This window comes from Rossellomorea sp. y25 (genome assembly GCF_038049935.1).
Classification (GTDB): Bacteria; Bacillota; Bacilli; order Bacillales; family Bacillaceae_B; genus Rossellomorea.
On the sequence record NZ_CP145886.1, the window covers coordinates 162,318 to 186,395 of the forward strand.

A 24,078-nucleotide genomic window follows, 5' to 3' on the forward strand; every position below is an offset into this window, starting at 1 on the left:
GTGTCGTGTATGCAGAGAGTGAAGTGTACCATCGCCTACGATGGGACTAATTTTCATGGTTATCAGGTTCAACCCAGTCAGCGAACCGTCCAGGGGCTCATCGAAGATATTCTATCCACTATCCATAAAGGGGAAAGAATCCGTATCAGTGGGTCGGGACGTACGGACGCTGGTGTCCATGCGAATGGTCAGGTTTTTCATTTTGATACACCATTGGCCATCCCTGAAGAGAAATGGCCGGTGGTACTGAACACCCGCTTACCGGATGAAGTAACCATTAAAGAAGCTGAGCTTGTTCCTACTGACTTCCACTCAAGGTTCTCTGTCCTACAGAAGGAATATCGATACCGTGTTTATACGGGAGAGTCGAGAAGTCCGTTTAACCGTCACTTTTCCCTTCATTATCCCTACACTTTATCTGTGACGGATATGGAGCGTGCTGCACGGCATCTGATCGGGGAGCATGACTTCACGAGTTTTTGTTCAGCGAAAACCGAAGTAGAAGATAAAGTAAGAACCATTCACCATATTGAGATTCAAGAGCATGAGGAAGAAATCATTTTTTCTTTTGTGGGAAATGGATTTCTCTATAATATGGTGAGGATATTGGTTGGTACATTATTAGAGGTAGGTTCTGGGAATATCCAAGTAGAAGAGATTCCTGGAATACTGGATGCCAGGGATCGTAATCGGGCAGGGAAGACTGCACCTCCTCATGGACTTTATCTGTGGAAGGTCGATTATGACCCTATTGTTAAATAGAAATTTATATTACTTTCAAAAAAAATACTAAAACAACTAATCCTGGTGTAACATTCTCTTGACAATAGACTGGGAACAAGATAATATAGCATATGGTATGTTATTAACCCCACGATAAGCCCCGGAAACTTATTGTGATTAGAAAATAAATACTACGGATTCATTAAATAGGAGGTTAAATCATGCGTACAACGTATATGGCAAAAGCCAACGAAATCGATCGTAAATGGTTCGTTGTAGATGCTGAAGGCAAAACTCTAGGACGTTTAGCTAGTGAAGTTGCTTCTATTCTACGCGGAAAACACAAACCAACATTCACACCACATGTAGACACTGGTGATCATGTTATCATTCTTAATGCTTCAAAAATTGAACTAACTGGTAAAAAGTTAACGGATAAGATCTACTACCGTCACACGAATCACCCAGGTGGTTTAAAGCAACGTACAGCATTAGAAATGCGTACAAACTACTCAGAGAAAATGTTAGAGCTTACTATCAAAGGTATGCTTCCAAAAGGTTCTCTAGGTCGTCAAATGTTCAAGAAATTACATGTGTATGCTGGAGCAGAGCATAAGCATCAAGCACAACAACCTGAAGTTTACGAACTTCGTGGATAATTAATAAGAGGAGGTTATTATCTTGGCTCAAGTTCAATATTACGGAACTGGTCGTCGTAAGAGCTCAGTAGCTCGTGTACGTTTAGTACCAGGTAACGGAAACATTGTTATCAATGATCGTGAAGTAGAAGTTTATATCCCATTCGCAGCACTAAGAGAAGTAATTAAGCAACCACTAGTTGCAACTGAAACTCTTGGTAACTATGACGTTTTAGTAAACGTTAATGGTGGAGGCTATGCTGGTCAAGCTGGTGCGATCCGTCACGGAATCGCTCGTGCTTTACTACAAGCAGATCCTGAGTACCGCGGAACTCTAAAACGCGCTGGATTATTAACTCGTGACTCTCGTATGAAAGAGCGTAAAAAATACGGTCTTAAAGGTGCACGTCGCGCGCCACAATTCTCTAAGCGTTAATTATTATTTCAAACAAAAGCTCAACCGATTCATTCGGTTGGGCTTTTTTTGTTGGGGACGGACCTCCAATTTCACCACACCATGAACTTCGATCAGCTTCATGGCCGGCATTGAATCGGGAGTTCCGTCCCTCAAAAAAATTGGTAACAGTTACTCGAATGAACTGTTGTGTTAAGTAGGAAAATACGTTCAAAGGGGTGGATGATCTTTGAACGTTATTACAACTTTCAATACAAAGAGAAGAGAAAAACAAATTAAGTCGGAAAGAACGTTGCTGAAAGAGATTTCGATTAAAATGCTTCAGGAAAGTGTCCGTAAGCATTTTGGATATATAAAGGTTCAGGGCGGTGTATTTATGCAGCAGGGCTTTGATGAGGCATGCTTTGATGTGGCCATTGAAGCTTATCTGCTGGGTGGAAAGGTTAGCAAGTTTGGATATACTGGTGAACCTTCTGATGTCGTTAAAAAGCGGTGCGAGGAAGAATTAAAACACTTTATCGATACGCTTTATAATTTCTGGTTGTATTGGTCTGAGATGGGCGTTTCCAATCAAGTTGATGAGTCCTTTTATTTTTGCTGTGAGCACTTTGTGGAAACATGGTGGTCAGAAGGGTATGAAAAGGGGATCAAGCGTCACAAACTGCGTTTGAATTAATCAATTCAGTTCTAAAAATCATTCTTGTCCCATATTTTTTAGTAAGGACAGCGGAGCTATAAAGAGTTTTTTCTCCGGGTTGAAACTGGGAAATAGGAGGACTGGAATGGTTCATAAACTAAAGGTCGTCGGGATAATTTCTGCACTGGCTATTTTATTATTCATTATTCAATATAAGGTTTTAGACAAGGATACATGGGATTCCTGGAACCTTCCTTTATCAGGTAAGATCATCTATATAGACCCAGGCCATGGCGGTCCAGACGGTGGAGCCGGTGATAAAGATGCCTTGGAAAAGGATATTGCTTTAAATGTGTCTTTGATGATAAGGGATTATCTCCAAGAACAAGGAGCTCTCGTCATCCTGACACGGGAAAAAGACGAGGATCTTGCTGATGAAGATACAAAGGGATACAGCCGTCGGAAAGTGGAGGATTTAAAGAACAGGCTTAGCTTAATCAATGAATCCGAAGCAGACTTATTTTTAAGTATCCATCTGAACTCCATTCCATCTGCAAAGTGGAGCGGTGCCCAAACATTCTATAATCCAAAGTATGAAGAAAATAAAGTCCTTGCCAAAGCTATTCAAGGAGAGTTGACACGTAATTTAGAAAACACGACACGAGAAGCGAAAGGTCTTCAAAACGTGTATATTTTAAAACACGCCAAAAAGTCAGGTGCCTTAGTGGAAATCGGGTTTCTATCGAATCCAGGTGAGCGGGCCAATTTGCTTAAAGAAGATTATCAGCAAAAGATTGCTGCCTCAGTGTATCAGGGAGTTCTCAATTATTTAACAATGGATGAAGAAGATAAAGAAGAAGCTGACGAGGAATAACCTCTCAGCTTTTATTTTTGGCTAATTTCGAAAAGATTGTTGTTTTAATACAGAAGAGCTCTTTGACCTGTGTCAGTGAGTGTGTAGAGAATAGCCTTTAAAGAAACATGCTTCGAAAGTTGATTGGAGCGGAAGGATGCTCTACTCCTGCGGGAAAAGCTAGACAGTACAAAAAGCGGAGGCTCACCGCCAGCCCCGTGGAAAGCGAGCATCCTGTACCGGAAATCAACTGTCTTATCTAAGAAAGAATCAAACGTTACGAAAAGAGCTTTTTTCATTATTCAACAAAAGCATTCAAAACCTTTTGATCATTCATTCAACTAAGAATATGTTATACTGAAAGCAGGTTGATTGAAAACGAATACATAGAAAAGGGTGGATATTCATGTTAACTGAACAACAGACACGCGAACTTTTATTTGGATTAAAAGATCCTTTTTTAAATAAAACGTTAGAAGAAACAAATGGTATCGTCGAAATTTCAATTAAGGAAGAAAAGAAGCATGTAAGCGTGAAGATCGCCATTGCCAAGACAGGTACTGGTGAACAAATGCAATTCCAGCAAAAGATCGTACAAGTTCTAAAGGATAATGGAGCTGAATCTGTCGGGATCCGCTTCACGGAGCTTCCACAGGAAGAGCTTGAAAAGCACAGAGGATCCGGTGGAGAAGGAACGGATTTATTATCACCTGCAAGTAAAACAACCTTTATCGCGATTGCGAGTGGAAAAGGCGGAGTAGGAAAGTCGACGGTTTCTGTTAACTTAGCTGTATCATTGGCCCGTCAAGGAAAAAAAGTCGGGCTGGTGGATGCTGATATTTACGGGTTCAGTGTGCCTGATATGATGGGAATCGTGAAACGACCAGTCGTTAGGGGAGAAAGAATTATTCCAGTAGAACGTTTTGGCGTAAAAGTCATTTCCATGGGCTTCTTTGTTGAGGACAATGCTCCCGTGATTTGGAGAGGTCCTATGCTTGGGAAAATGCTCAACAATTTCTTCTCAGAAGTAGAGTGGGGAGAACTGGACTATTTACTGCTGGACCTGCCACCAGGGACAGGTGACGTTGCCCTTGATCTTCACACGATGCTCCCACATTGTAAGGAGATCATCGTTACAACACCGCATCCAACAGCAGCATTCGTAGCGGCCCGTGCAGGCGCCATGGCTCTGCAAACCGACCATGACATTCTTGGTGTGGTTGAGAACATGTCCTATTTCGAAAGTAAATTAACAGGCGAAAAAGAATTCGTATTCGGGCAAGGTGGAGGAGAGAAGCTAACGGAAGAACTACGTACCGACTTATTAGGCAAGCTCCCACTTCAACAGCCTGACTGGAACGAAGAGGATTTTGCTCCTTCCATTTACGCAGAGGACCACCGTTTAGGGCAGATTTATGGAGACATCGCTCATAAAGTGATTGAAAAACTGTCTTAGGTAGACGAATAAAAGGACAAATGCGTTGGAACCTCCACGCATTTGTCCTTTTTAACAATTATTGGCCACCGCCACCACCGCTGCCAGAACCTCCAGAATCACCAGATCCGCCCTCATCACCGCCGGAAGAAGACTCACTGCCACCTTCGCTTTTACCGCCTTCTTTCATTTCACCGGCAGCCTTCAGTAACACATCCTGCATCTTAGCCTTGAATAGAGGGCTTTCAAATGTTTCCGTAATGACTTTTTGCAGATGTTCCCTATATTCCTGGCTTTTTAAAGCTTCAGTCAGTTCCTTCTTGAATTCAGGGTCCTTTAACAGATCCATCATCATCTTTTGATACTCTGGATCCTTCATGAGGTCTTTGAGTAATTTTTCATTTCCATCCTTCATGCTTTTTGCCATCGCTTCGGCAAACTTAGGGTCTTCGAAGGATTTCTTCCAGAATTCAGTTCCTTTTTCAGAGGTTAACGTCTTAGAAATCGTATCCGTCACAACCCCTTGGTCCATAATAAGCTCTGATTTCATTTTTTCATCAGACATGACTTCTTCAATCGCTTTTTTACCATCATCGGTCTTTAATATATCGACAACCATTTTCTTGGTTTCTTCATAATCCATTTTGCCACTGCCTGTATCTCCGCCACCGCCACAAGCGGATAGAAGAAGAATCGACAGTAGAAAAAGAAAGGAATATCTTTTCATGGGTAGGCTCCTTCCATACAAATTCCTTACCCTTAATATGAGAAATAACGAAAAAAATATGCATAAGAAAAACTGGAACCTAGATTTTTTATAGTAGCGTTGGTACAATCAAAAGAGTGTATATTTTTTTATTTGGAGGAAAATAGAAGTGACCATCCGCAATTGGATTCGTTTTTTCATTCATACGTTAGTGATCGGTGGAGTCGTTACCGGTGTAGCCGCACTTCTCATTAGATGGGATCAGTTCGGACCATACATCCAAGACGGAAACGTGATTGGCATATTATCAAGTCTACTTTGGTTTGTTTTTGTAGGTTTCACATTTAGTGTAATCAGTCAGATGGGCTATTTTGCTTATTTGACCATCCATCAATTCGGGATGGGAATGTTTAAGAGCTTATGGAATCCTGTTCAAGTGGTGCTGATTGCCCTTGTCCTGTTTGATTTAATCTACTTCCGATTCAGAGCTTTCGCTGAGGAAGGTGAGTCGTATACCCCTTATATTTTTCTGGGAATCGGCATCCTGGTCGTTGGTTTAGTCGTAGCTTATATGAAGAATAAGCAATCAGAAGCCAAGACGAACACATTTGTGTCTGCCTTATTCTTTATGATTGTTGTAACCACACTGGAGTGGTTGCCGGTTTTACTGGTGAATTCCGTTAAATGGCTGTACCTTATGCTGCTGGCCTTATTGGCATGTAATGCATTCCAGCTTCTGCGTCTTCCTAAATATATCGAGAAGTCCCAAGTGGAAAGGCAACGTAAGCAGCCTACTAAGAGTTAAACAAATAAAAGCCCGCTGATGAGGTCCCTTCATCAGCGGGCTTTTATTACTGTATGAGGGAAGACTTGGCATCCCCGTTTGAAATCATGTCTGAAACCGTAATGAAGTTACCTTTTCCTTTTAATTCTTTCACGATGGTCGGCAAAGCGGATTTCGTTTGTTTAGCTGAATCCGATGCGTGAAGGAGAATGATATCCCCTTTTTTGGCTTTCTTCACATTATTGATAATTTCATCTACACCAGGATTCGTCCAATCTTTAGAGTCTACACTCCAGTGAACCACAGTAAGCCCAAGAGAGTCGGCTACCTTTAATGTTTCTTTATTAAAGTGACCGGTAGGCACGCGTAATAACTTCACATCTTTAACATTTAGCTTCTTAAAAACGGTATCGGCTTTTAATATGTCCTGCTTGATCTTATTTGGTTCCATATCCGTATAATCGGAATAGGCATAGCCAAGATTTCCGATTTCATAACCCTGCTTCACAATTTTCTCCACTAAATCAGGGTGTCTCTCCGCCCAGGCTCCGGAAAGAAAGAAGGTAGCTGACTGGACATTCATTTTCTTTAATTCTTCAAGGATCGGCCCCGCTTTTTCATCTCCCCAACCAATATTGAATGTAATCGCGACTCCTTTTTCCCCTTTGTAGATCGCTTTCGGTCCATCCTTCGTACTAAAAACAGAAAGTGTCGAAAGGTTACTGCTATATACAAACAAGGCAGTAAAAAATGAAATCACGATAATCAGACTGATTTGCTTTAATTTCTTAGCATTAATTGTGTGAAACGTATTCAATCGTTCATCCCTCCGTTCAACCGTCTATCTCTACTAAAGATATGCATGTCCCCGGAAAAAATATCTATCTTTTAAAAAAATGATTATAAATTTCTTTTAATGGAAAAAACTACAAATACAAATATTAAGGGGTGACATACTTGCTGGGGTTAATGATTAATGACAGAGAGAAACAAGAAATAGAGTATTTGTTAAAAAGAGAGATGGATGAAATACTGTTCGATCTAAGAGATTCTCGAATTGATCATATCGTTAAGAGAGCAATGGATGAACGGTATAAAATCTTATTCTCACTCTTTAAAAGGTTTGCCAGTCAAAAGGAATGTTTAAAGTATATGAAGACGGCAGCAAAGAAAGAAACATATTAAAGAAAATCAGCTTCCGCTTATATTCGAGTGGGAGCTTTACTATTAATGAGTTCAGGGGACAGCTGCCTGAATAAGATGCGGGTGTGTAAGATAGTTAATGTGTTTGAAATATTTTTTTGAAAAAAATTCATAAATGTATTGACCCTCCCGAAAAATCTTGGTATATTAATAAACGTCGCTGAAACACAATGAATTATTTAGAAGAAACACCAATAAATAATTTCAAAAAACAGTTGACATCACACATTGATGTGTGATAAATTAATAAAGTCGCTCCAAACGGACGTGACACACATTGAACCTTGAAAACTGAACAAAACAAGACAATACGTCAACGTTAATTCTAGATTTATTTTTAAAGAGCTATTCAAACTTTTATCGGAGAGTTTGATCCTGGCTCAGGACGAACGCTGGCGGCGTGCCTAATACATGCAAGTCGAGCGGATTGATGGGAGCTTGCTCCCTGATATCAGCGGCGGACGGGTGAGTAACACGTGGGTAACCTGCCTGTAAGACTGGGATAACTCCGGGAAACCGGGGCTAATACCGGATAACTCATTTCCTCGCATGAGGAAATGTTGAAAGATGGCTTCTTGCTATCACTTACAGATGGACCCGCGGCGCATTAGCTAGTTGGTGAGGTAACGGCTCACCAAGGCGACGATGCGTAGCCGACCTGAGAGGGTGATCGGCCACACTGGGACTGAGACACGGCCCAGACTCCTACGGGAGGCAGCAGTAGGGAATCTTCCGCAATGGACGAAAGTCTGACGGAGCAACGCCGCGTGAGTGATGAAGGTTTTCGGATCGTAAAACTCTGTTGTTAGGGAAGAACAAGTACCGTTCGAATAGGGCGGTACCTTGACGGTACCTAACCAGAAAGCCACGGCTAACTACGTGCCAGCAGCCGCGGTAATACGTAGGTGGCAAGCGTTGTCCGGAATTATTGGGCGTAAAGCGCGCGCAGGTGGTTTCTTAAGTCTGATGTGAAAGCCCACGGCTCAACCGTGGAGGGTCATTGGAAACTGGGGAACTTGAGTGCAGAAGAGGAAAGTGGAATTCCAAGTGTAGCGGTGAAATGCGTAGATATTTGGAGGAACACCAGTGGCGAAGGCGACTTTCTGGTCTGTAACTGACACTGAGGCGCGAAAGCGTGGGGAGCAAACAGGATTAGATACCCTGGTAGTCCACGCCGTAAACGATGAGTGCTAAGTGTTAGGGGGTTTCCGCCCCTTAGTGCTGCAGCTAACGCATTAAGCACTCCGCCTGGGGAGTACGGTCGCAAGACTGAAACTCAAAGGAATTGACGGGGGCCCGCACAAGCGGTGGAGCATGTGGTTTAATTCGAAGCAACGCGAAGAACCTTACCAGGTCTTGACATCCTCTGACAACCCTAGAGATAGGGCTTTCCCCTTCGGGGGACAGAGTGACAGGTGGTGCATGGTTGTCGTCAGCTCGTGTCGTGAGATGTTGGGTTAAGTCCCGCAACGAGCGCAACCCTTGATCTTAGTTGCCAGCATTCAGTTGGGCACTCTAAGATGACTGCCGGTGACAAACCGGAGGAAGGTGGGGATGACGTCAAATCATCATGCCCCTTATGACCTGGGCTACACACGTGCTACAATGGACGGTACAAAGGGCAGCAAGACCGCGAGGTTTAGCCAATCCCATAAAACCGTTCTCAGTTCGGATTGTAGGCTGCAACTCGCCTACATGAAGCTGGAATCGCTAGTAATCGCGGATCAGCATGCCGCGGTGAATACGTTCCCGGGCCTTGTACACACCGCCCGTCACACCACGAGAGTTTGTAACACCCGAAGTCGGTGAGGTAACCTTTTGGAGCCAGCCGCCTAAGGTGGGACAGATGATTGGGGTGAAGTCGTAACAAGGTAGCCGTATCGGAAGGTGCGGCTGGATCACCTCCTTTCTAAGGAAGATTTAACTAAAACGTTTGACACGTCGAAGTTTTGTTCAGTTTTGATGGTTTAATTACCGTCAAAACATTTTTTATCTCTTACGAGATAGAAGTTGTGTTTGTTCTTTGAAAACTAGATAAAGATATAATTGATAGTCAAGAAATTACCGAGTATCGCCATTTTAGGTTTTAAACCTGATGTAACAACCAATTCGGTTAAGTTATGAAGGGCGCACGGTGGATGCCTTGGCACTAGGAGCCGACGAAGGACGGGACTAACACCGATATGCTTTGGGGAGCTGTAAGTGAGCTTTGATCCAGAGATTTCCGAATGGGGGAACCCATTGTTCGTAATGGAACAATATCCTTACTTGAATACATAGAGTATGGAAGGCAGACCCAGGGAACTGAAACATCTAAGTACCTGGAGGAAGAGAAAGCAATTGCGATTCCCTGAGTAGCGGCGAGCGAAACGGGATGTAGCCCAAACCAAGAGGCTTGCCTCTTGGGGTTGTAGGACACTCTATACGGAGTTACAAAGGAATGAAGTAGACGAAGAAGTCTGGAAAGGCTCGTCAAAGAAGGTAACAACCCTGTAGTTGAAACTTCATTCCCTCTTGAGTGGATCCTGAGTACGGCGGGACACGTGAAATCCCGTCGGAAGCTGGGAGGACCATCTCCCAAGGCTAAATACTCCCTAGTGACCGATAGTGAACCAGTACCGTGAGGGAAAGGTGAAAAGCACCCCGGAAGGGGAGTGAAATAGAACCTGAAACCGTGTGCCTACAAGTAGTCAGAGCCCGTTAACGGGTGATGGCGTGCCTTTTGTAGAATGAACCGGCGAGTTACGATCCCATGCAAGGTTAAGTCGATGAGACGGAGCCGCAGCGAAAGCGAGTCTGAATAGGGCGAATGAGTATGTGGTCGTAGACCCGAAACCAGGTGATCTACCCATGTCCAGGATGAAGTTCAGGTAACACTGAATGGAGGTCCGAACCCACGCACGTTGAAAAGTGCGGGGATGAGGTGTGGGTAGCGGAGAAATTCCAATCGAACTTGGAGATAGCTGGTTCTCTCCGAAATAGCTTTAGGGCTAGCCTCATGTGTAAGAGTCTTGGAGGTAGAGCACTGTTTGGACTAGGGGCCCTCATCGGGTTACCGAATTCAGACAAACTCCGAATGCCAAAGACTTATCCATGGGAGTCAGACTGCGAGTGATAAGATCCGTAGTCGAAAGGGAAACAGCCCAGACCACCAGCTAAGGTCCCAAAGTATACGTTAAGTGGAAAAGGATGTGGAGTTGCTTAGACAACCAGGATGTTGGCTTAGAAGCAGCCACCATTTAAAGAGTGCGTAATAGCTCACTGGTCGAGTGACTCTGCGCCGAAAATGTACCGGGGCTAAACGTATCACCGAAGCTGTGGATTGACACCTTTAGGTGTCAGTGGTAGGAGAGCGTTCTAAGGACTGCGAAGCTAGACCGTAAGGACTGGTGGAGTGCTTAGAAGTGAGAATGCCGGTATGAGTAGCGAAAGATGGGTGAGAATCCCATCCACCGAATGCCTAAGGTTTCCTGAGGAAGGCTCGTCCGCTCAGGGTTAGTCGGGACCTAAGTCGAGGCCGATAGGCGTAGACGATGGACAACAGGTTGATATTCCTGTACCACCTCTTTTCCGTTTGAGCAATGGGGGGACGCAGGAGGATAGGGTAAGCGCACTGCTGGATATGTGCGTCTAAGCAGTTAGGCTGATGATGAGGCAAATCCCATCATCGTGAAGGCTGAGCTGTGATAGCGAGCGAATTATAGTAGCGAAGTTCCTGATTCCACACTGCCAAGAAAAGCCTCTAGCGAGGAAAAAGGTGCCCGTACCGCAAACCGACACAGGTAGGCGAGGAGAGAATCCTAAGGTGAGCGAGAGAACTCTCGTTAAGGAACTCGGCAAAATGACCCCGTAACTTCGGGAGAAGGGGTGCTCTGGTAGGGTGCAAGCCCGAGAGAGCCGCAGTGAATAGGCCCAGGCGACTGTTTAGCAAAAACACAGGTCTCTGCGAAGCCGTAAGGCGAAGTATAGGGGCTGACGCCTGCCCGGTGCTGGAAGGTTAAGAGGAGTGCTTAGCGCAAGCGAAGGTGCGAATCGAAGCCCCAGTAAACGGCGGCCGTAACTATAACGGTCCTAAGGTAGCGAAATTCCTTGTCGGGTAAGTTCCGACCCGCACGAAAGGCGTAACGATCTGGGCACTGTCTCAACGAGAGACTCGGTGAAATTATAGTACCTGTGAAGATGCAGGTTACCCGCGACAGGACGGAAAGACCCCGTGGAGCTTTACTGTAGCCTGATATTGAATTTTGGTACAGCTTGTACAGGATAGGTAGGAGCCTTGGAAGCCGGAGCGCCAGCTTCGGTGGAGGCATCGGTGGGATACTACCCTGGCTGTATTGAAATTCTAACCCGCGCCCCTTATCGGGGTGGGAGACAGTGTCAGGTGGGCAGTTTGACTGGGGCGGTCGCCTCCTAAAGAGTAACGGAGGCGCCCAAAGGTTCCCTCAGAATGGTTGGAAATCATTCGCAGAGTGTAAAGGCACAAGGGAGCTTGACTGCGAGACCTACAAGTCGAGCAGGGACGAAAGTCGGGCTTAGTGATCCGGTGGTTCCGCATGGAAGGGCCATCGCTCAACGGATAAAAGCTACCCCGGGGATAACAGGCTTATCTCCCCCAAGAGTCCACATCGACGGGGAGGTTTGGCACCTCGATGTCGGCTCATCGCATCCTGGGGCTGTAGTCGGTCCCAAGGGTTGGGCTGTTCGCCCATTAAAGCGGTACGCGAGCTGGGTTCAGAACGTCGTGAGACAGTTCGGTCCCTATCCGTCGTGGGCGCAGGAAATTTGAGAGGAGCTGTCCTTAGTACGAGAGGACCGGGATGGACGCACCGCTGGTGTACCAGTTGTCTTGCCAAAGGCATCGCTGGGTAGCTATGTGCGGAAGGGATAAGTGCTGAAAGCATCTAAGCATGAAGCCCCCCTCGAGATGAGATTTCCCATCACGTATGTGAGTAAGATCCCTAGAAGATGACTAGGTAGATAGGTCAGAGATGGAAGCATGGCGACATGTGGAGTTGACTGATACTAATCGATCGAGGACTTAACCACAAAGAGTCATTTTTTAAATGAACAACAATTGGTCGGTATTCGGCTTTCTTGACATCAATTCTTTATCTAGTTTTCAGGGAATAAATTTTAATTACCCCTTGAAAAACACTGAAAATATTATATAATAGTATTTGTCATTGTAAGCAATTCGTCTGGTGATAATGGCGAAGAGGTCACACCCGTTCCCATGCCGAACACGGAAGTTAAGCTCTTCAGCGCCGATGGTAGTTGGGGGATCTCCCCCTGTGAGAGTAGGACATCGCCAGGCAATATCATTCCGCAGTAGCTCAGTGGTAGAGCTATCGGCTGTTAACCGATCGGTCGCAAGTTCGAATCTTGCCTGCGGAGCCATTGCTTCCATAGCTCAGCAGGTAGAGTGCTTCCATGGTAAGGAAGAGGTCACCGGTTCGAGCCCGGTTGGAAGCTTTTATATTTTATTTTGAATGGCCCATTGGTCAAGCGGTTAAGACACCGCCCTTTCACGGCGGTAACACGGGTTCGAATCCCGTATGGGTCACCAAAGTTTTTTTGCAAAAGCAAAATAACTCACCAGTTACATATTGGAGGATTAGCTCAGCTGGGAGAGCATCTGCCTTACAAGCAGAGGGTCGGCGGTTCGATCCCGTCATCCTCCACCATTTTTTATTTAAGAATAATTCAATATGCCGGTGTAGCTCAACTGGTAGAGCAACTGACTTGTAATCAGTAGGTTGGGGGTTCAAGTCCTCTTGCCGGCACCATTTTTTCAGCTGGAGGGGTAGCGAAGTGGCTAAACGCGGCGGACTGTAAATCCGCTCCTTCGGGTTCGGCAGTTCGAATCTGCCCCCCTCCACCACTGTATATTAAAGTGTAAAATGGACATCCTATAAATGTCCCTTTTTTATGCCATTAAAGTTATTATTGGGCTATAGCCAAGCGGTAAGGCATCGCACTTTGACTGCGACATGCGTTGGTTCGAATCCAGCTAGCCCAGCCACTTAAGAGCCATTAGCTCAGTTGGTAGAGCATCTGACTTTTAATCAGAGGGTCGAAGGTTCGAGTCCTTCATGGCTCATCACACATTTTCTCACATCGCAAGGTGTGAGAATTTCTCTATCATCTATAACATAGGGGGGCCTTAGCTCAGCTGGGAGAGCGCCTGCTTTGCACGCAGGAGGTCAGCGGTTCGATCCCGCTAGGCTCCACCAAAGATTTTTGCGAAAGCAAAAAATCTATCTGCTTACAAAGCGTTAGCGGAGTGAAGTAACCATACATACGACATGATTAAACCTTGAATCTTTTATGAGATTTGAGGTTTTTTTGTTTGTGAAGATAGATTTACGATTGTGGATTGACCAACAGTGAAAGATTGCTCTTTATGATGGCTGGAGGGCTAGTAAATTGTGCTGCTCGTTGCAGCAACGGGGATGGGAGAGAGTTGTCTGGGTTTTGATTCCTAAGTGGATAGAAGTTGGTTAGGGGAATATGAGTGAAATTATATTGTTCTATAATTGACCAGCAAACCCCTATTTCCCTCGCATCTTTCTCAGGATATTTTCAAATTTCCCACATTTGTTTTCAAATTTTAGATTGTATTTTCAATTCTGAATCATTTATTTTCAAATTACAGATTATATTTTCAAATCGCTCTTTACCACGGACCGCCAACCAATCGATTTCACACTAGCATCCTCGTCAAGAATCCGTCTACATAATCTTGCACCAATCCACCTTAAACACCTCTACACACGCATATATATACACAATCCTGTCCGGTTGAACCATGGCTCATAGTATGGATAAAATAGAGGTGTAAATAAATTTCGAATTGGGGGAATTTTTCATGAAGAAAAATATTTCTATTATTGGTGTACCTATGGATTTAGGTCAAATGCGCAGAGGCGTGGATATGGGGCCGAGTGCGATTCGTTACGCCGGTATTGTTGAGCGTCTGGAGAAACTTGGGTATGAGATTAAAGACTTGGGTGATATCGAGATTGGCCAGGCTGAGCGTGTACATAATAATCCTGATACGAATCTGCGTAATTTGAAAGCGGTTGCTGAAGCCAGTGAGACGTTGGCTGGTAAGGTGAATGATGTAATCGGGAGTGGAGATTTCCCATTGATCTTTGGTGGAGACCACAGTATTGCGATAGGAACGTTGGCTGGTGTTTCTCCTCACTATGAAAACTTAGGTGTGATTTGGTATGATGCACATGGTGATTTGAATACAGGGGATACATCTCCGTCAGGTAATATTCATGGTATGCCACTTGCGGTGAGCTTGGGTATAGGCCATGAAGATTTGACAAGTATCGGGCAGAGCTCTCCAAAGATTAAGCCTGAGAACATTGTCATTATTGGAGCTCGTTCTTTAGATGAAGGAGAAAGAGAGTTAATTAAAGAAAAGGGTATTAAAGTATATACGATGCATGAAATCGATCGTCTTGGTATGACGAAGGTAATGGAAGAGTCCATTGATTACTTGAAGAGTAAAACGGATGGCGTTCATTTATCTCTTGATTTAGATGGATTGGATCCAAGCGATGCTCCTGGGGTAGGAACTCCTGTTCTTGGGGGGATAAGCTACCGTGAGAGTCATTTGGCAATGGAGATGCTACAAGAAGCAGGAATTATTACATCTGCGGAATTTGTAGAAGTTAATCCTATTCTGGATGAAAAGAATAAAACGGCTACTGTAGCTGTAGCATTGATGGGATCCCTGCTTGGAGAGAAATTACTATAATCCAGTCTGTGTTCACAATGCTTCCCACATAAAGGCCGGTAGGATATTTTAAGGGTGTCCCTTTCGCAATACGGGATGACTTGCAAGAGTGAATACATCAAAAAAAGGCTGAGAGCCCTTCACGGTTCTCAGCCTTCATCTATTTTGTCTTCAATGGTGTTTGACCACTTGGTATTGATTTAATAGATCGTCAAGACGAGTACTCAAATCAACAACTTGCTCATCGGCAAAGGATGACTTTAAAGCTAGTTCGACCATTTGGCGACGGCAGTCTTCAATTTGAAATAATAACTCATTCATTCTTCCCCTCATTTCGAGATCCTCCCACAATAGAAATAATTAGTTCCTTTATACCCTTTTTCTAATAATTGTAAACATTTTTCCTGAAAAATTTGTTAGGATAGTAATATAAAAAATTTGAAACCTTTTGATAGGGTGTTACGTATATAAATATAGCCGCATAGAGCGGAGGTTGTGAAATGGAAGCATTAGTGAAAAAGCGGATAAAACAAGTATTGAAAGGTGATCAGAACGCCTTTGCAGAATTAGTCGAGCTTTACAAGGATAAAGTGTTTCAAATTTGCTACCGGATGCTTGGTAATCGTCATGAGGCAGAGGATATTGCTCAAGAGGCTTTTATCAGGGCATATGTAAATATTGAAACCTTTAATCAAAAGAGAAAGTTTTCGACTTGGCTCTTTCGGATAGCGACGAATCTTTGTATCGACCGGATTCGGAAGAAGAAGCCGGATTATTTCTTAGATGCAGAGGTAGCAGGGACTGAAGGCTTAACGATGTACTCACAGGTGGCAGCGGATGTTCAGCTACCGGAAGATGAAGTGGAGAATATGGAGCTGCAGGAAACCATTCAGAAGGAAATTTCCAAGTTACCTGAGAAATATCGATCGGTCATTGTTTTAAAATATATTGAAGAGCTTCCTCTTCAAGAAATCAGTGAGATATTGGATTTACCCCTGGGAACGGTTAAAACAAGAGTACATAGAGGGCGGGAAGCTCTCCGTAAACAATTAAGATCACTGTAGAGAGGGTGAGTGAACATGAAGCCTTGTCCTGAAGAAATCATTGAGTATATGCATGATTATTTAGATGGAGATTTAAATAGAGAAAAAGAAGGAACGCTGAAACAACATTTGCAGGAATGCAGTGATTGCCAGCACCACTTCCATGAGCTGAAAAAAGCAATTGCGTTTGTACAGAGCACATCTCATATTAGTGCTTCTACAGACTTTACGGATAAAGTCATGTCAAGATTACCGAAAGAGAAGAAGAAGGTTGGGGTCCAGAGGTGGTTTAGGCACCATCCGTTACTCACGGCTGCTGCACTATTTCTGTTCTTTATGACCGGGAGCTTCCTCACTTCCTGGAATGATGATCAGGCTTTCTCTTTTACGAAAAATGCTAAATTAGTCGTTCAGGATCATACGGTTGTCGTTCCTGAAGGTGAAGTCGTAAACGGGGATCTGACGGTTCGAAACGGCGATGTGAAAATTGAAGGAAAAGTAACAGGGAATGTCACGGTCATCAACGGAAAGCAGTACTTGGCTTCTGCAGGGAGCGTGACAGGAGAGATCCATGAAATCGATGAGGCATTTGAGTGGCTTTGGTACCAGATCAAAAAAGGGGCTAAAGACACCTTGGATTGGGGAAATTCGCAACTTGAAGAAAAGTAGGATAAAATAGAAGGGATGGAATGTAAGGTCCGTCCCTAAAGGGCTGACACCTTTGATTTTCGTGTCAGTTTTTTTTGTAAAAACGTGAGTTCATGAATAGAAAAGAAAGAATCATGAGGCCGTGGGTGTCTCTCATTTGACAGTGAAAAAATGTGCTATAATGGGAACGTTACGAAAATGGAGAAGCCACACATGGCGGCTTACGCTTTCGATTAAGCTATTGGAGGATGTAATATGCCGTTTATCAATATTTTTTCGGATTACTCCGCGCTGGATTATGTCTCTGATATTGTAGATATACTCGTAGTATGGTTTGTAATCTATAAACTGATCATGCTGATAAAAGGAACGAAAGCAGTACAATTATTAAAAGGTATTTTTGTCATTATCATAGTGAGAGGCCTTAGTAGTATCTTTGGATTGGATACACTGGGATGGATGATGGAACAAGCCCTCACCTGGGGGTTCCTGGCGATTATCATCATCTTCCAGCCTGAGCTCCGCAGAGCCCTTGAACAGCTCGGAAGGGGCCGTTTATTCTCGAGGTCCGGACTTCAGGAAGAAGAAGAGCAAGAGCAGATGATTGAATCGATGACGAAGGCTGTAAGTTATATGGCAAAGCGTCGAATTGGTGCCCTCCTTACCCTTGAGCGGGAAACAGGGATGAGTGATTATATTGAAACAGGTATACCACTTAATGCCAAGATTACGTCTCAATTACTGATTAATATCTTTATCCCCAATACACCTCTTCATGATGGGGCTGTTATTATTCAAAAGAGTCAAATTGCTGCAGCAGCTTGTTATCTTCCATTGTCGGAAAGCCCATTTATATCAAAAGAATTGGGAACAAGACACCGGGCAGCACTTGGCGTCAGTGAAGTAACAGATAGTATTACAATTGTTGTATCAGAAGAAACGGGAGCTATCTCCATTACGAAAAATGGGGAGTTACATCGCGACCTCTCTTTGGAGCGCTTCAGGGAAATTCTTACGGTAGAGCTCATTGGCGATAAGACGAATGCTTCCTCAACGAAATGGAGCTTTAGGGGGAAGAAAGAAAATGGATAAATTCATGGAAAGTCGTTGGTTCATGCGTATTGTAGGACTAATGTTGGCATTCATTCTCTATCTATCCGTTAACTTTGATGAAATACAGAAGACGGCTAACAACAATACCGGCAACTCTCAAAATGCGATTGAAACGATCCAGGACGTCCCGCTTGAAGTTTTTTATGATCGTGAGAATTTAGAAGTAAGCGGCTTGCCTGATACGGTGAATGTAACGGTGGAAGGATCCAGGGCGATTGTACAACAAGCTAAACAAGTGAAGGATTTCAGAGTCTATGTGGACTTAAATGATATCGGAATCGGTGAGCATCAGGTTGATATTCAGATTGATAATATTTCCGAAAAACTTGATGTCAAACTCGATCCGGATTTTGTCAATATATCGGTTCAAGAAAAGGTCACAGAAGAATTTACAGTTGAACCTCAATTCAATGAAAGTATTTTATCCAATGGGTATGAAGCAGAAGGACTTGCTGTGGATCCAAAAACAGTGAAAGTGACGGGCTCGAGGGATGAAGTAGAACGAATTGCATATGTCATTGCAACTCTAGATTTAGATGAAGAGATCAGTGAAAATGTGACAAGGGAAGCCCGGGTGCAAGTACTTGACCGTGAGTATAACAAATTAGATGTTCAAATTGCTCCGGAAGTGGTCGAGGTGACCGTTTCGGTTGCGAATCCGAGTAAGAGTGTACCTGTCACCATAAAACAAAAAGGCAGTCTTCCTGAAGGCACAACCCTGGAGTCGATTTCAGTTGAACCTAAAGAGGCAACGATTTTTGGCAGACAGGAAGTATTGGATACAGTGGAAGAATTGCTGGCAGAGATCGATCTTTCAAAGATTACGAAGGACTCAACCATTGCGGTACCACTTGCGTTGCAAGATGGTTTAAATAAAGTGGCCCCTGAGGAAGTGAAGGTGAAGGTTGATGTCAATACAACCGAAGAAAAGAGCCTTACAGGACTTAAAATTTCACCACAGGGATTAGCTGAAGAATATGAGTATACCATCATGTCACCTGAAGAGGGTCTGGTAGACGTAGCGTTGAAGGGTGAGAATGCACAAGTGAGCAAAGTGACGAAAGATGATTTCTCACTGGCGCTCGATCTTTCAGGGCTCGAACCAGGCGAGCATGAGGTGGAAATAGAGGCAGAAGGTCCCGAAGATATAGAATGGACCTTGTCTCAGCAAACAGTAAAAGTAGAAATTAAAGAAAAGAACACATCAGCATAAGAGCTGTAAAAAGGAGAGAATGACAATGGGTAAGTATTTTGGAACGGATGGAGTAAGAGGTGTAGCGAATACAGAATTAACACCGGAATTAGCATTTAAGCTTGGACGTTTTGGTGGTTATGTTTTAACAAAGGATGCTACGCGCCCCAAAATATTGATTGGAAGAGATACTCGGATTTCCGGACATATGCTGGAAGGGGCTCTTGTAGCGGGACTTCTATCAATTGGTGCTGAAGTGATGCGTTTGGGTGTGATTTCAACTCCAGGGGTAGCTTACTTAACGAAAGCGTTAGGAGCCCAGGCTGGTGTCATGATTTCTGCTTCTCATAATCCGGTTGCAGATAACGGAATTAAATTCTTCGGACCAGATGGCTTCAAGCTTTCTGATGACCAGGAAAACGAAATTGAAGGTCTATTAGATCAAACCGTTGACGGGCTGCCTCGTCCGACCGGAGCTGACTTAGGACAAGTTAGTGATTATTTCGAAGGTGGACAAAAATATCTGCAGTATTTAAAACAGTCAGTAGACGAAGATTTCGATGGCTTACATATTGCGTTAGACTGTGCACATGGTGCAACGTCCGCTCTTGCTACTCATCTGTTTGCTGATCTGGATGCTGACATCTCGACGATGGGAGCATCACCAAACGGATTAAACATTAATGAAGGTGTTGGGTCTACCCACCCTGAATCACTTGCTGAGATGGTGAAAGAAAAAGGTGCAGACTTAGGACTTGCCTTTGATGGTGATGGAGATCGTATCATCGCGATCGACGAGCATGGACAGATTGTGGACGGAGACCAGATCATGTATATCTGCGGTAAATACTTAAAGTCACAAGGTCAATTGAAACAGTCTACAGTCGTATCTACTGTCATGAGTAATCTTGGCTTCCATAAAGGGCTTGAAGAGCACGGGATTCAAAGCATTCAAACGGCGGTTGGAGATCGCTACGTAGTGGAAGAGATGAAGAAAAATGGCTATACTCTTGGCGGTGAGCAGTCAGGCCACATCATCTTCCTCGATTACAATACAACAGGTGACGGTCTGTTAACGGGGATCCAGCTCGTAAACATTATGAAAATGACCGGTAAATCATTATCTGAACTAGCGGGAGAAATGCAAAAGTTCCCTCAGAAGCTTGTGAATGTGCGAGTGACAGACAAGCATCATGTAACAGATAACGAAACCGTTAAAAAAGTGATTGAAAAGGTTGAAGAAGAAATGAACGGAAATGGCCGTATTCTTGTTCGTCCTTCTGGAACTGAGCCGTTAGTACGTGTAATGGCAGAAGCTCCTACAGAAGAACTTTGCGAGCGGTATGTAAATGAAATCGTACAAGTTGTTGACGAAGAAATGGGTTTAAACGAATAGTTGATTTTTTGTGCATAAGGGGTCAACAGGTGCCCCTTATGCATATTTAATAAGAAGAGTCCTTTTGAATAGGGGATAAAGGTACCCCGATGATGTCCTAATAGAAAGGTTTTTAGACCACATGGTTTATCGCTGCTCTGTTTCGGGAACATGACAATGGGATAACAACTTCTTGTTCTTGTAAGATTTTTGTTGACTAAGGGAAACGTGCTAGTGTATGATGATTTTGTTTTCGTTTTTCAAATTAATTGGAAATGAGTCAAGAAGGAAAGGTGGATAGTGAGTAACCATCCTTATAAAGCGCCAGGGCTAAACGATGGATACGACAAGGATCGTTTAGTTGACGAGGTGGAGGTTTATCGAGCATTCGGCGGATGCCTCCCGGTTCGTATGTGTCACAGAACCGAAAGTTTCTTCCTTAAATCGTTGAGGCAACTTGATGGACAAAGGGAAGAAAAAAGTGACCAATGTAAATACTAATGACAAACAGAGATAAGGGGGCAAGTTGTCCCCAAAAGAGTTCTTGCCCCCTTGCATGTTCAGGGAGGATATATTAATTATGTGTGGAATTGTTGGATATATTGGAAATTCAGATACAAAGGAAATTCTTTTAAAAGGTCTTGAAAAGCTTGAGTACCGCGGTTATGACTCTGCAGGTATTGCCGTTCAAAACGATGAAGGCATTCATGTGTTTAAAGAGAAGGGTCGTATCGCCGACCTTCGCGGTATTGTTGATGAGAGTGTATCAAGCAACACAGGAATCGGCCACACTCGCTGGGCTACCCACGGTGTACCGAGCAAGGTGAACGCTCACCCTCATCAAAGTAATTCAGGCCGTTTTACAATCGTTCATAACGGAGTAATCGAAAATTACTCTCAACTTAAGCGTGAATATTTAACGGATGTAACGTTTAAGAGTGACACGGATACAGAAGTCATCGTCCAGTTGATTGAAAAGATTGTAGAAGAAGGAAACACGGTAGAGGAAGCTTTCCGTCAAACGTTAATGCTTCTTAAAGGCTCTTATGCCATCGCCCTTTTAGATTCTGAAAATGATGAAACAATCTTTGTAGCGAAAAACAAAAGTCCACTGCTTGTAGGTCTAGGAAAAGACTTCAACGTTGTAGCAAGTGATGCTATGGCGATGATTCAAGTAACAGACCAATACGTTGAGCTTATGGATAAAGAAATGGTCATCGTAACGAAAGAAAAGGTTGAAATTCAAAATCTGATCGGTGAAGTAATGGAACGTGCTCCTTACACAGCTGAAATCGATGCGAGTGATATCGAAAAAGGAACATACCCTCACTACATGCTTAAAGAAATCGATGAGCAGCCACTAGTGATGCGTAAAATCATTCAAGCTTACCAAAATGAGAACAACGAGCTTCACATTGATGAGCCGATCGTCGGTGCGATGAAGGAAGCGGACCGTGTCTACATCATTGCATGTGGAACGAGCTACCACGCCGGTCTTGTTGGAAAGCAATTCATCGAGAAGAGTGCAGGAATTCCTGTTGAAGTTCATGTAGCAAGCGAATTCAGCTACAACATGCCTTTACTTTCTGAAAAACCATTATTTATCTTTATTTCTCAAAGTGGTGAAACGGCAGATAGTCGTGCCGTACTGGTTCAAGTCAAAGAGCTTGGTCATAAATCATTAACGATCACAAACGTAGCGGGTTCTACGCTTTCCCGAGAAGCGGATTACACATTGCTTCTTCATGCAGGACCTGAAATCGCCGTTGCTTCAACCAAAGCGTACACAGCTCAGCTGGCGGTTCTTGCTATCCTTGCGCACGTTGCCGGGCAGGCATGTGGAAATAACCAGGACTTTGATCTTGTTCAAGAGCTTGGTATTGTTGCTACTGCGATGGAAGCACTTTGCGATACGAAAGAAGAGTTTGAAGATATCGCACGCGAATATCTGTCAACGACTCGCAACTGTTTCTTCATCGGCCGTTCACTTGACTTCTATGTAGGGCTCGAAGGCGCTTTGAAGCTGAAAGAAATCTCTTACATCCAGGCAGAAGGATTTGCCGGAGGAGAGCTTAAGCACGGTACGATCGCTCTGATCGAAGAAGGTACTCCGATCGTTGCACTTGCAACTCAAGAAGAAGTAAATCTAGGCATCAGAGGAAATGTGAAAGAGGTAGTCGCTCGTGGAGCAAACCCTTGTATCATTTCCATGAAAGGCTTAGAAGACGAAGAAGATCGCTTCGTCATCCCGGAGGTTAACCCATTGTTAACACCTCTTATCTCTGTCATCCCATTACAATTAATTTCTTACTATGCTGCCCTTCATCGCGATTGTGATGTAGATAAGCCGCGTAACCTGGCAAAGTCGGTTACGGTTGAGTAAGGGTTAAATAGATGAAAACCGGTTGTGTCCCTCTGGGGCCGACCGGTTTTTTTATGCTATTAGGTGTTATTTCTTATAATCTCCTGTATGAGGGATGAATACATTCACCTTTACTTCAAGAGAATCCTTTGAAAGATCATTAATCGTCGCAACATCCCATCGCTTATGGTGAAAGCGATACGTGTTCCTTGTTAAATTATAGATGTCGATCTTTTTCTCAAGTGCTTTTGCATACGTTTTCATGATTTGTTTTTTGATTTTTTTCTCCAGGTGTTTTTCAATCGTTTTTACCTCTAATCCTTCAACATTCTGATCTAACGTACTTTCAACATCGATTTCAACACTGTATACCGGCTTATCCTTTCCTTTTAACCTGATTTTCGCTTTAGGTTTAACAATTTGAACACTTACTTTTAATTTTTTCAGGGGGACATATATTTTATTGGTTTCCGGGTTGAACCATTTCAGGCCTTCCAAATCGCCTTTCGTAAACTTTCCTTTAAACTTTTCTTCAGAGAATAAATATAATCCATCGATAGCCGTTAATTTCTTTTCTTTTTCTTCCTGCCAATTTTCTTTATGGATATAAATAGAAGGAATGTAGGAAGCCCCTACTGGCTCATAAAAATCACCTATGAAATCATGAAATGGTACTACAGGAAGAAAGGAATTTTCCTTTATCACTGTTAACGGTCTATGTAATATGGAATAAAGAGGAGGTTGCCCAAAGAAACTTTCTGCTGCAAAGATATCTTGGATACTTTCTTTTGTTCCATACGTCCACGTTGTGTAGCGTAAAAAAGAATTTCTTCCCATAAAATCCAGAATCGTGTTCAACCATTTTTCCATCGCTTTCTCACTTATGACAAGCGTATTGATTTGTCCGTAATGAAGAGGTACAGCCGTGGTCTGCTCGATATCGTTAAACGCTTCTTCTATTGAGGATCCTTTCCCTCTGCCGATCAGAATGGGCGCTGCTGTAGGCTCTCCTCCTTCTTTCTTGGCAATATTCGCAAAGCTGAGTGCCTGGAAGTAGACGATGATCTGCTCATCTTCTACATCAAATCCGATTGAAGTGATATAAGCCTGATCCTGAATTTCCTTGGAACCTAAACAGCCCGTGAGTAGTAAACAACACAGAACCAGTAGGTGCAATGGAATGACTGATCGCCTTACCATT

General features: G+C 43.6%; 19 protein-coding genes, 9 tRNA genes and 3 rRNA genes. 27 read left to right on the forward strand and 4 right to left on the reverse strand.

What is annotated here, in order from left to right:
- Window positions 1–9: 9 nt before the first annotated feature.
- The 6 genes from truA (at window position 10) to AAEM60_RS00925 (ending at window position 4,722) form a co-directional block, all read left to right on the forward strand.
- On the forward strand, window positions 10–762 hold the full coding sequence (truA, locus tag AAEM60_RS00900) for a tRNA pseudouridine(38-40) synthase TruA (RefSeq protein ID WP_341357231.1): 753 nt from the start codon (window positions 10–12) through the stop codon (window positions 760–762).
- A 182-nt stretch (window positions 763–944) separates the two neighbouring features.
- Window positions 945–1,382, forward strand: coding sequence for a 50S ribosomal protein L13 (gene rplM, locus AAEM60_RS00905; protein ID WP_113970906.1), 438 nt, complete (start codon window positions 945–947; stop codon window positions 1,380–1,382).
- A gap of 22 nt (window positions 1,383–1,404) precedes the next feature.
- Complete coding sequence (gene rpsI, locus AAEM60_RS00910; RefSeq protein ID WP_034765933.1) at window positions 1,405–1,797, forward strand: 30S ribosomal protein S9; 393 nt, start codon at window positions 1,405–1,407, stop codon at window positions 1,795–1,797.
- 208 nt (window positions 1,798–2,005) lie between these two features.
- The gene (locus AAEM60_RS00915) at window positions 2,006–2,452 is read left to right on the forward strand and encodes a DUF2521 family protein (protein WP_299746240.1); all 447 of its coding nucleotides are present in this window, start codon (window positions 2,006–2,008) and stop codon (window positions 2,450–2,452) included.
- Window positions 2,453–2,558: 106 nt separating this feature from the next.
- Window positions 2,559–3,287, forward strand: a complete 729-nt coding sequence (gene cwlD, locus AAEM60_RS00920) for an N-acetylmuramoyl-L-alanine amidase CwlD (protein ID WP_341357232.1) — start codon at window positions 2,559–2,561, stop codon at window positions 3,285–3,287.
- A 385-nt stretch (window positions 3,288–3,672) separates the two neighbouring features.
- Window positions 3,673–4,722 carry a P-loop NTPase gene (locus tag AAEM60_RS00925; RefSeq protein WP_299746245.1) on the forward strand — a complete coding sequence of 350 codons (1,050 nt, stop codon included), beginning with the start codon at window positions 3,673–3,675 and terminating at the stop codon, window positions 4,720–4,722.
- 58 nt (window positions 4,723–4,780) lie between these two features.
- Here the strand turns inward: AAEM60_RS00925 and gerD are convergent, their stop codons facing one another.
- Complete coding sequence (gene gerD, locus AAEM60_RS00930; RefSeq protein ID WP_299746248.1) at window positions 4,781–5,428, reverse strand: spore germination lipoprotein GerD; 648 nt, start codon at window positions 5,426–5,428, stop codon at window positions 4,781–4,783.
- A 148-nt stretch (window positions 5,429–5,576) separates the two neighbouring features.
- On the opposite strand from gerD, the gene AAEM60_RS00935 reads away from it, so the two are divergent.
- Window positions 5,577–6,212, forward strand: coding sequence for a KinB-signaling pathway activation protein (locus AAEM60_RS00935; protein ID WP_341357233.1), 636 nt, complete (start codon window positions 5,577–5,579; stop codon window positions 6,210–6,212).
- A 46-nt stretch (window positions 6,213–6,258) separates the two neighbouring features.
- Here AAEM60_RS00935 and pdaB read toward each other — a convergent pair whose 3' ends face one another.
- Window positions 6,259–7,008 carry a polysaccharide deacetylase family sporulation protein PdaB gene (gene pdaB, locus AAEM60_RS00940; RefSeq protein ID WP_341357234.1) on the reverse strand — a complete coding sequence of 250 codons (750 nt, stop codon included), beginning with the start codon at window positions 7,006–7,008 and terminating at the stop codon, window positions 6,259–6,261.
- A gap of 140 nt (window positions 7,009–7,148) precedes the next feature.
- Between pdaB and AAEM60_RS00945 the strand changes: the two genes are divergently transcribed.
- The 14 genes from AAEM60_RS00945 (at window position 7,149) to rocF (ending at window position 15,165) form a co-directional block, all read left to right on the forward strand.
- Window positions 7,149–7,376, forward strand: coding sequence for a hypothetical protein (locus AAEM60_RS00945; protein ID WP_299746257.1), 228 nt, complete (start codon window positions 7,149–7,151; stop codon window positions 7,374–7,376).
- A gap of 375 nt (window positions 7,377–7,751) precedes the next feature.
- Window positions 7,752–9,303, forward strand: a 16S ribosomal RNA gene (locus tag AAEM60_RS00950).
- A 202-nt stretch (window positions 9,304–9,505) separates the two neighbouring features.
- Window positions 9,506–12,440, forward strand: a 23S ribosomal RNA gene (locus tag AAEM60_RS00955).
- Window positions 12,441–12,591: 151 nt separating this feature from the next.
- Window positions 12,592–12,708: ribosomal RNA gene (gene rrf, locus AAEM60_RS00960) — 5S ribosomal RNA — on the forward strand.
- The 16S, 23S and 5S rRNA genes sit together here with 9 tRNA genes alongside, the layout of an rRNA operon.
- A gap of 8 nt (window positions 12,709–12,716) precedes the next feature.
- A tRNA-Asn gene (locus tag AAEM60_RS00965) sits at window positions 12,717–12,791 on the forward strand.
- A gap of 2 nt (window positions 12,792–12,793) precedes the next feature.
- Window positions 12,794–12,866: transfer RNA gene (locus tag AAEM60_RS00970), tRNA-Thr, on the forward strand.
- A 19-nt stretch (window positions 12,867–12,885) separates the two neighbouring features.
- A tRNA-Glu gene (locus AAEM60_RS00975) sits at window positions 12,886–12,960 on the forward strand.
- 42 nt (window positions 12,961–13,002) lie between these two features.
- Window positions 13,003–13,078: transfer RNA gene (locus tag AAEM60_RS00980), tRNA-Val, on the forward strand.
- Between the two features lie 26 nt (window positions 13,079–13,104).
- Window positions 13,105–13,180 (forward strand) — tRNA-Thr (locus AAEM60_RS00985).
- A gap of 11 nt (window positions 13,181–13,191) precedes the next feature.
- Window positions 13,192–13,275 (forward strand) — tRNA-Tyr (locus AAEM60_RS00990).
- Between the two features lie 66 nt (window positions 13,276–13,341).
- Window positions 13,342–13,416: transfer RNA gene (locus AAEM60_RS00995), tRNA-Gln, on the forward strand.
- A 5-nt stretch (window positions 13,417–13,421) separates the two neighbouring features.
- Window positions 13,422–13,494 (forward strand) — tRNA-Lys (locus AAEM60_RS01000).
- A 57-nt stretch (window positions 13,495–13,551) separates the two neighbouring features.
- A tRNA-Ala gene (locus AAEM60_RS01005) sits at window positions 13,552–13,627 on the forward strand.
- Between the two features lie 635 nt (window positions 13,628–14,262).
- Window positions 14,263–15,165 carry an arginase gene (gene rocF / locus AAEM60_RS01010; RefSeq protein WP_299746974.1) on the forward strand — a complete coding sequence of 301 codons (903 nt, stop codon included), beginning with the start codon at window positions 14,263–14,265 and terminating at the stop codon, window positions 15,163–15,165.
- Between the two features lie 150 nt (window positions 15,166–15,315).
- Here the strand turns inward: rocF and AAEM60_RS01015 are convergent, their stop codons facing one another.
- A complete protein-coding gene (locus tag AAEM60_RS01015; RefSeq protein WP_082051360.1) occupies window positions 15,316–15,477 on the reverse strand; it encodes an aspartyl-phosphate phosphatase Spo0E family protein in 162 nt (53 codons plus the stop codon).
- 167 nt (window positions 15,478–15,644) lie between these two features.
- On the opposite strand from AAEM60_RS01015, the gene sigW reads away from it, so the two are divergent.
- The 6 genes from sigW (at window position 15,645) to glmS (ending at window position 22,898) form a co-directional block, all read left to right on the forward strand.
- Entirely contained in the window at window positions 15,645–16,208 is a 564-nt protein-coding gene (sigW, locus tag AAEM60_RS01020; RefSeq protein ID WP_044340373.1) for an RNA polymerase sigma factor SigW, read from the forward strand.
- A 15-nt stretch (window positions 16,209–16,223) separates the two neighbouring features.
- Window positions 16,224–16,856, forward strand: a complete 633-nt coding sequence (locus AAEM60_RS01025; protein WP_299746967.1) for an anti-sigma factor — start codon at window positions 16,224–16,226, stop codon at window positions 16,854–16,856.
- 234 nt (window positions 16,857–17,090) lie between these two features.
- On the forward strand, window positions 17,091–17,927 hold the full coding sequence (cdaA, locus tag AAEM60_RS01030) for a diadenylate cyclase CdaA (protein WP_299746964.1): 837 nt from the start codon (window positions 17,091–17,093) through the stop codon (window positions 17,925–17,927).
- Window positions 17,920–19,161 (forward strand): CdaR family protein, encoded by a 1,242-nt coding sequence (locus AAEM60_RS01035; RefSeq protein ID WP_341357235.1) that lies wholly within the window; start codon window positions 17,920–17,922, stop codon window positions 19,159–19,161. Before cdaA ends, AAEM60_RS01035 begins: the two co-directional genes overlap by 8 nt.
- A gap of 25 nt (window positions 19,162–19,186) precedes the next feature.
- On the forward strand, window positions 19,187–20,536 hold the full coding sequence (gene glmM / locus AAEM60_RS01040) for a phosphoglucosamine mutase (RefSeq protein ID WP_299746958.1): 1,350 nt from the start codon (window positions 19,187–19,189) through the stop codon (window positions 20,534–20,536).
- Window positions 20,537–21,095: 559 nt separating this feature from the next.
- The gene (gene glmS / locus AAEM60_RS01045) at window positions 21,096–22,898 is read left to right on the forward strand and encodes a glutamine--fructose-6-phosphate transaminase (isomerizing) (RefSeq protein ID WP_299746955.1); all 1,803 of its coding nucleotides are present in this window, start codon (window positions 21,096–21,098) and stop codon (window positions 22,896–22,898) included.
- 66 nt (window positions 22,899–22,964) lie between these two features.
- On the opposite strand, the gene AAEM60_RS01050 is transcribed toward glmS, so the two are convergent.
- A complete protein-coding gene (locus AAEM60_RS01050) occupies window positions 22,965–24,077 on the reverse strand; it encodes a Ger(x)C family spore germination protein (RefSeq protein WP_299746952.1) in 1,113 nt (370 codons plus the stop codon).
- Between the last annotated feature and the right edge of the window lies 1 nt (window position 24,078).

What these genes read in the sequence shown, in the direction of transcription:
- truA (WP_341357231.1), top strand. Translation starts at nt 10, where the DNA reads ATGCAGAGAGTGAAGTGTACCATCGCCTACGATGGGACTAATTTTCAT.
- rplM (WP_113970906.1), top strand. Translation starts at nt 945, where the DNA reads ATGCGTACAACGTATATGGCAAAAGCCAACGAAATCGATCGTAAATGG.
- cwlD (WP_341357232.1), top strand. Translation starts at nt 2,559, where the DNA reads ATGGTTCATAAACTAAAGGTCGTCGGGATAATTTCTGCACTGGCTATT.
- AAEM60_RS00925 (WP_299746245.1), top strand. Translation starts at nt 3,673, where the DNA reads ATGTTAACTGAACAACAGACACGCGAACTTTTATTTGGATTAAAAGAT.
- gerD (WP_299746248.1), bottom strand. Translation starts at nt 5,428, where the DNA reads ATGAAAAGATATTCCTTTCTTTTTCTACTGTCGATTCTTCTTCTATCC.
- rocF (WP_299746974.1), top strand. Translation starts at nt 14,263, where the DNA reads ATGAAGAAAAATATTTCTATTATTGGTGTACCTATGGATTTAGGTCAA.
- AAEM60_RS01015 (WP_082051360.1), bottom strand. Translation starts at nt 15,477, where the DNA reads ATGAGGGGAAGAATGAATGAGTTATTATTTCAAATTGAAGACTGCCGT.
- sigW (WP_044340373.1), top strand. Translation starts at nt 15,645, where the DNA reads ATGGAAGCATTAGTGAAAAAGCGGATAAAACAAGTATTGAAAGGTGAT.
- AAEM60_RS01025 (WP_299746967.1), top strand. Translation starts at nt 16,224, where the DNA reads ATGAAGCCTTGTCCTGAAGAAATCATTGAGTATATGCATGATTATTTA.
- cdaA (WP_299746964.1), top strand. Translation starts at nt 17,091, where the DNA reads ATGCCGTTTATCAATATTTTTTCGGATTACTCCGCGCTGGATTATGTC.
- AAEM60_RS01035 (WP_341357235.1), top strand. Translation starts at nt 17,920, where the DNA reads ATGGATAAATTCATGGAAAGTCGTTGGTTCATGCGTATTGTAGGACTA.
- glmM (WP_299746958.1), top strand. Translation starts at nt 19,187, where the DNA reads ATGGGTAAGTATTTTGGAACGGATGGAGTAAGAGGTGTAGCGAATACA.
- glmS (WP_299746955.1), top strand. Translation starts at nt 21,096, where the DNA reads ATGTGTGGAATTGTTGGATATATTGGAAATTCAGATACAAAGGAAATT.
- AAEM60_RS01050 (WP_299746952.1), bottom strand. Translation starts at nt 24,077, where the DNA reads ATGGTAAGGCGATCAGTCATTCCATTGCACCTACTGGTTCTGTGTTGT.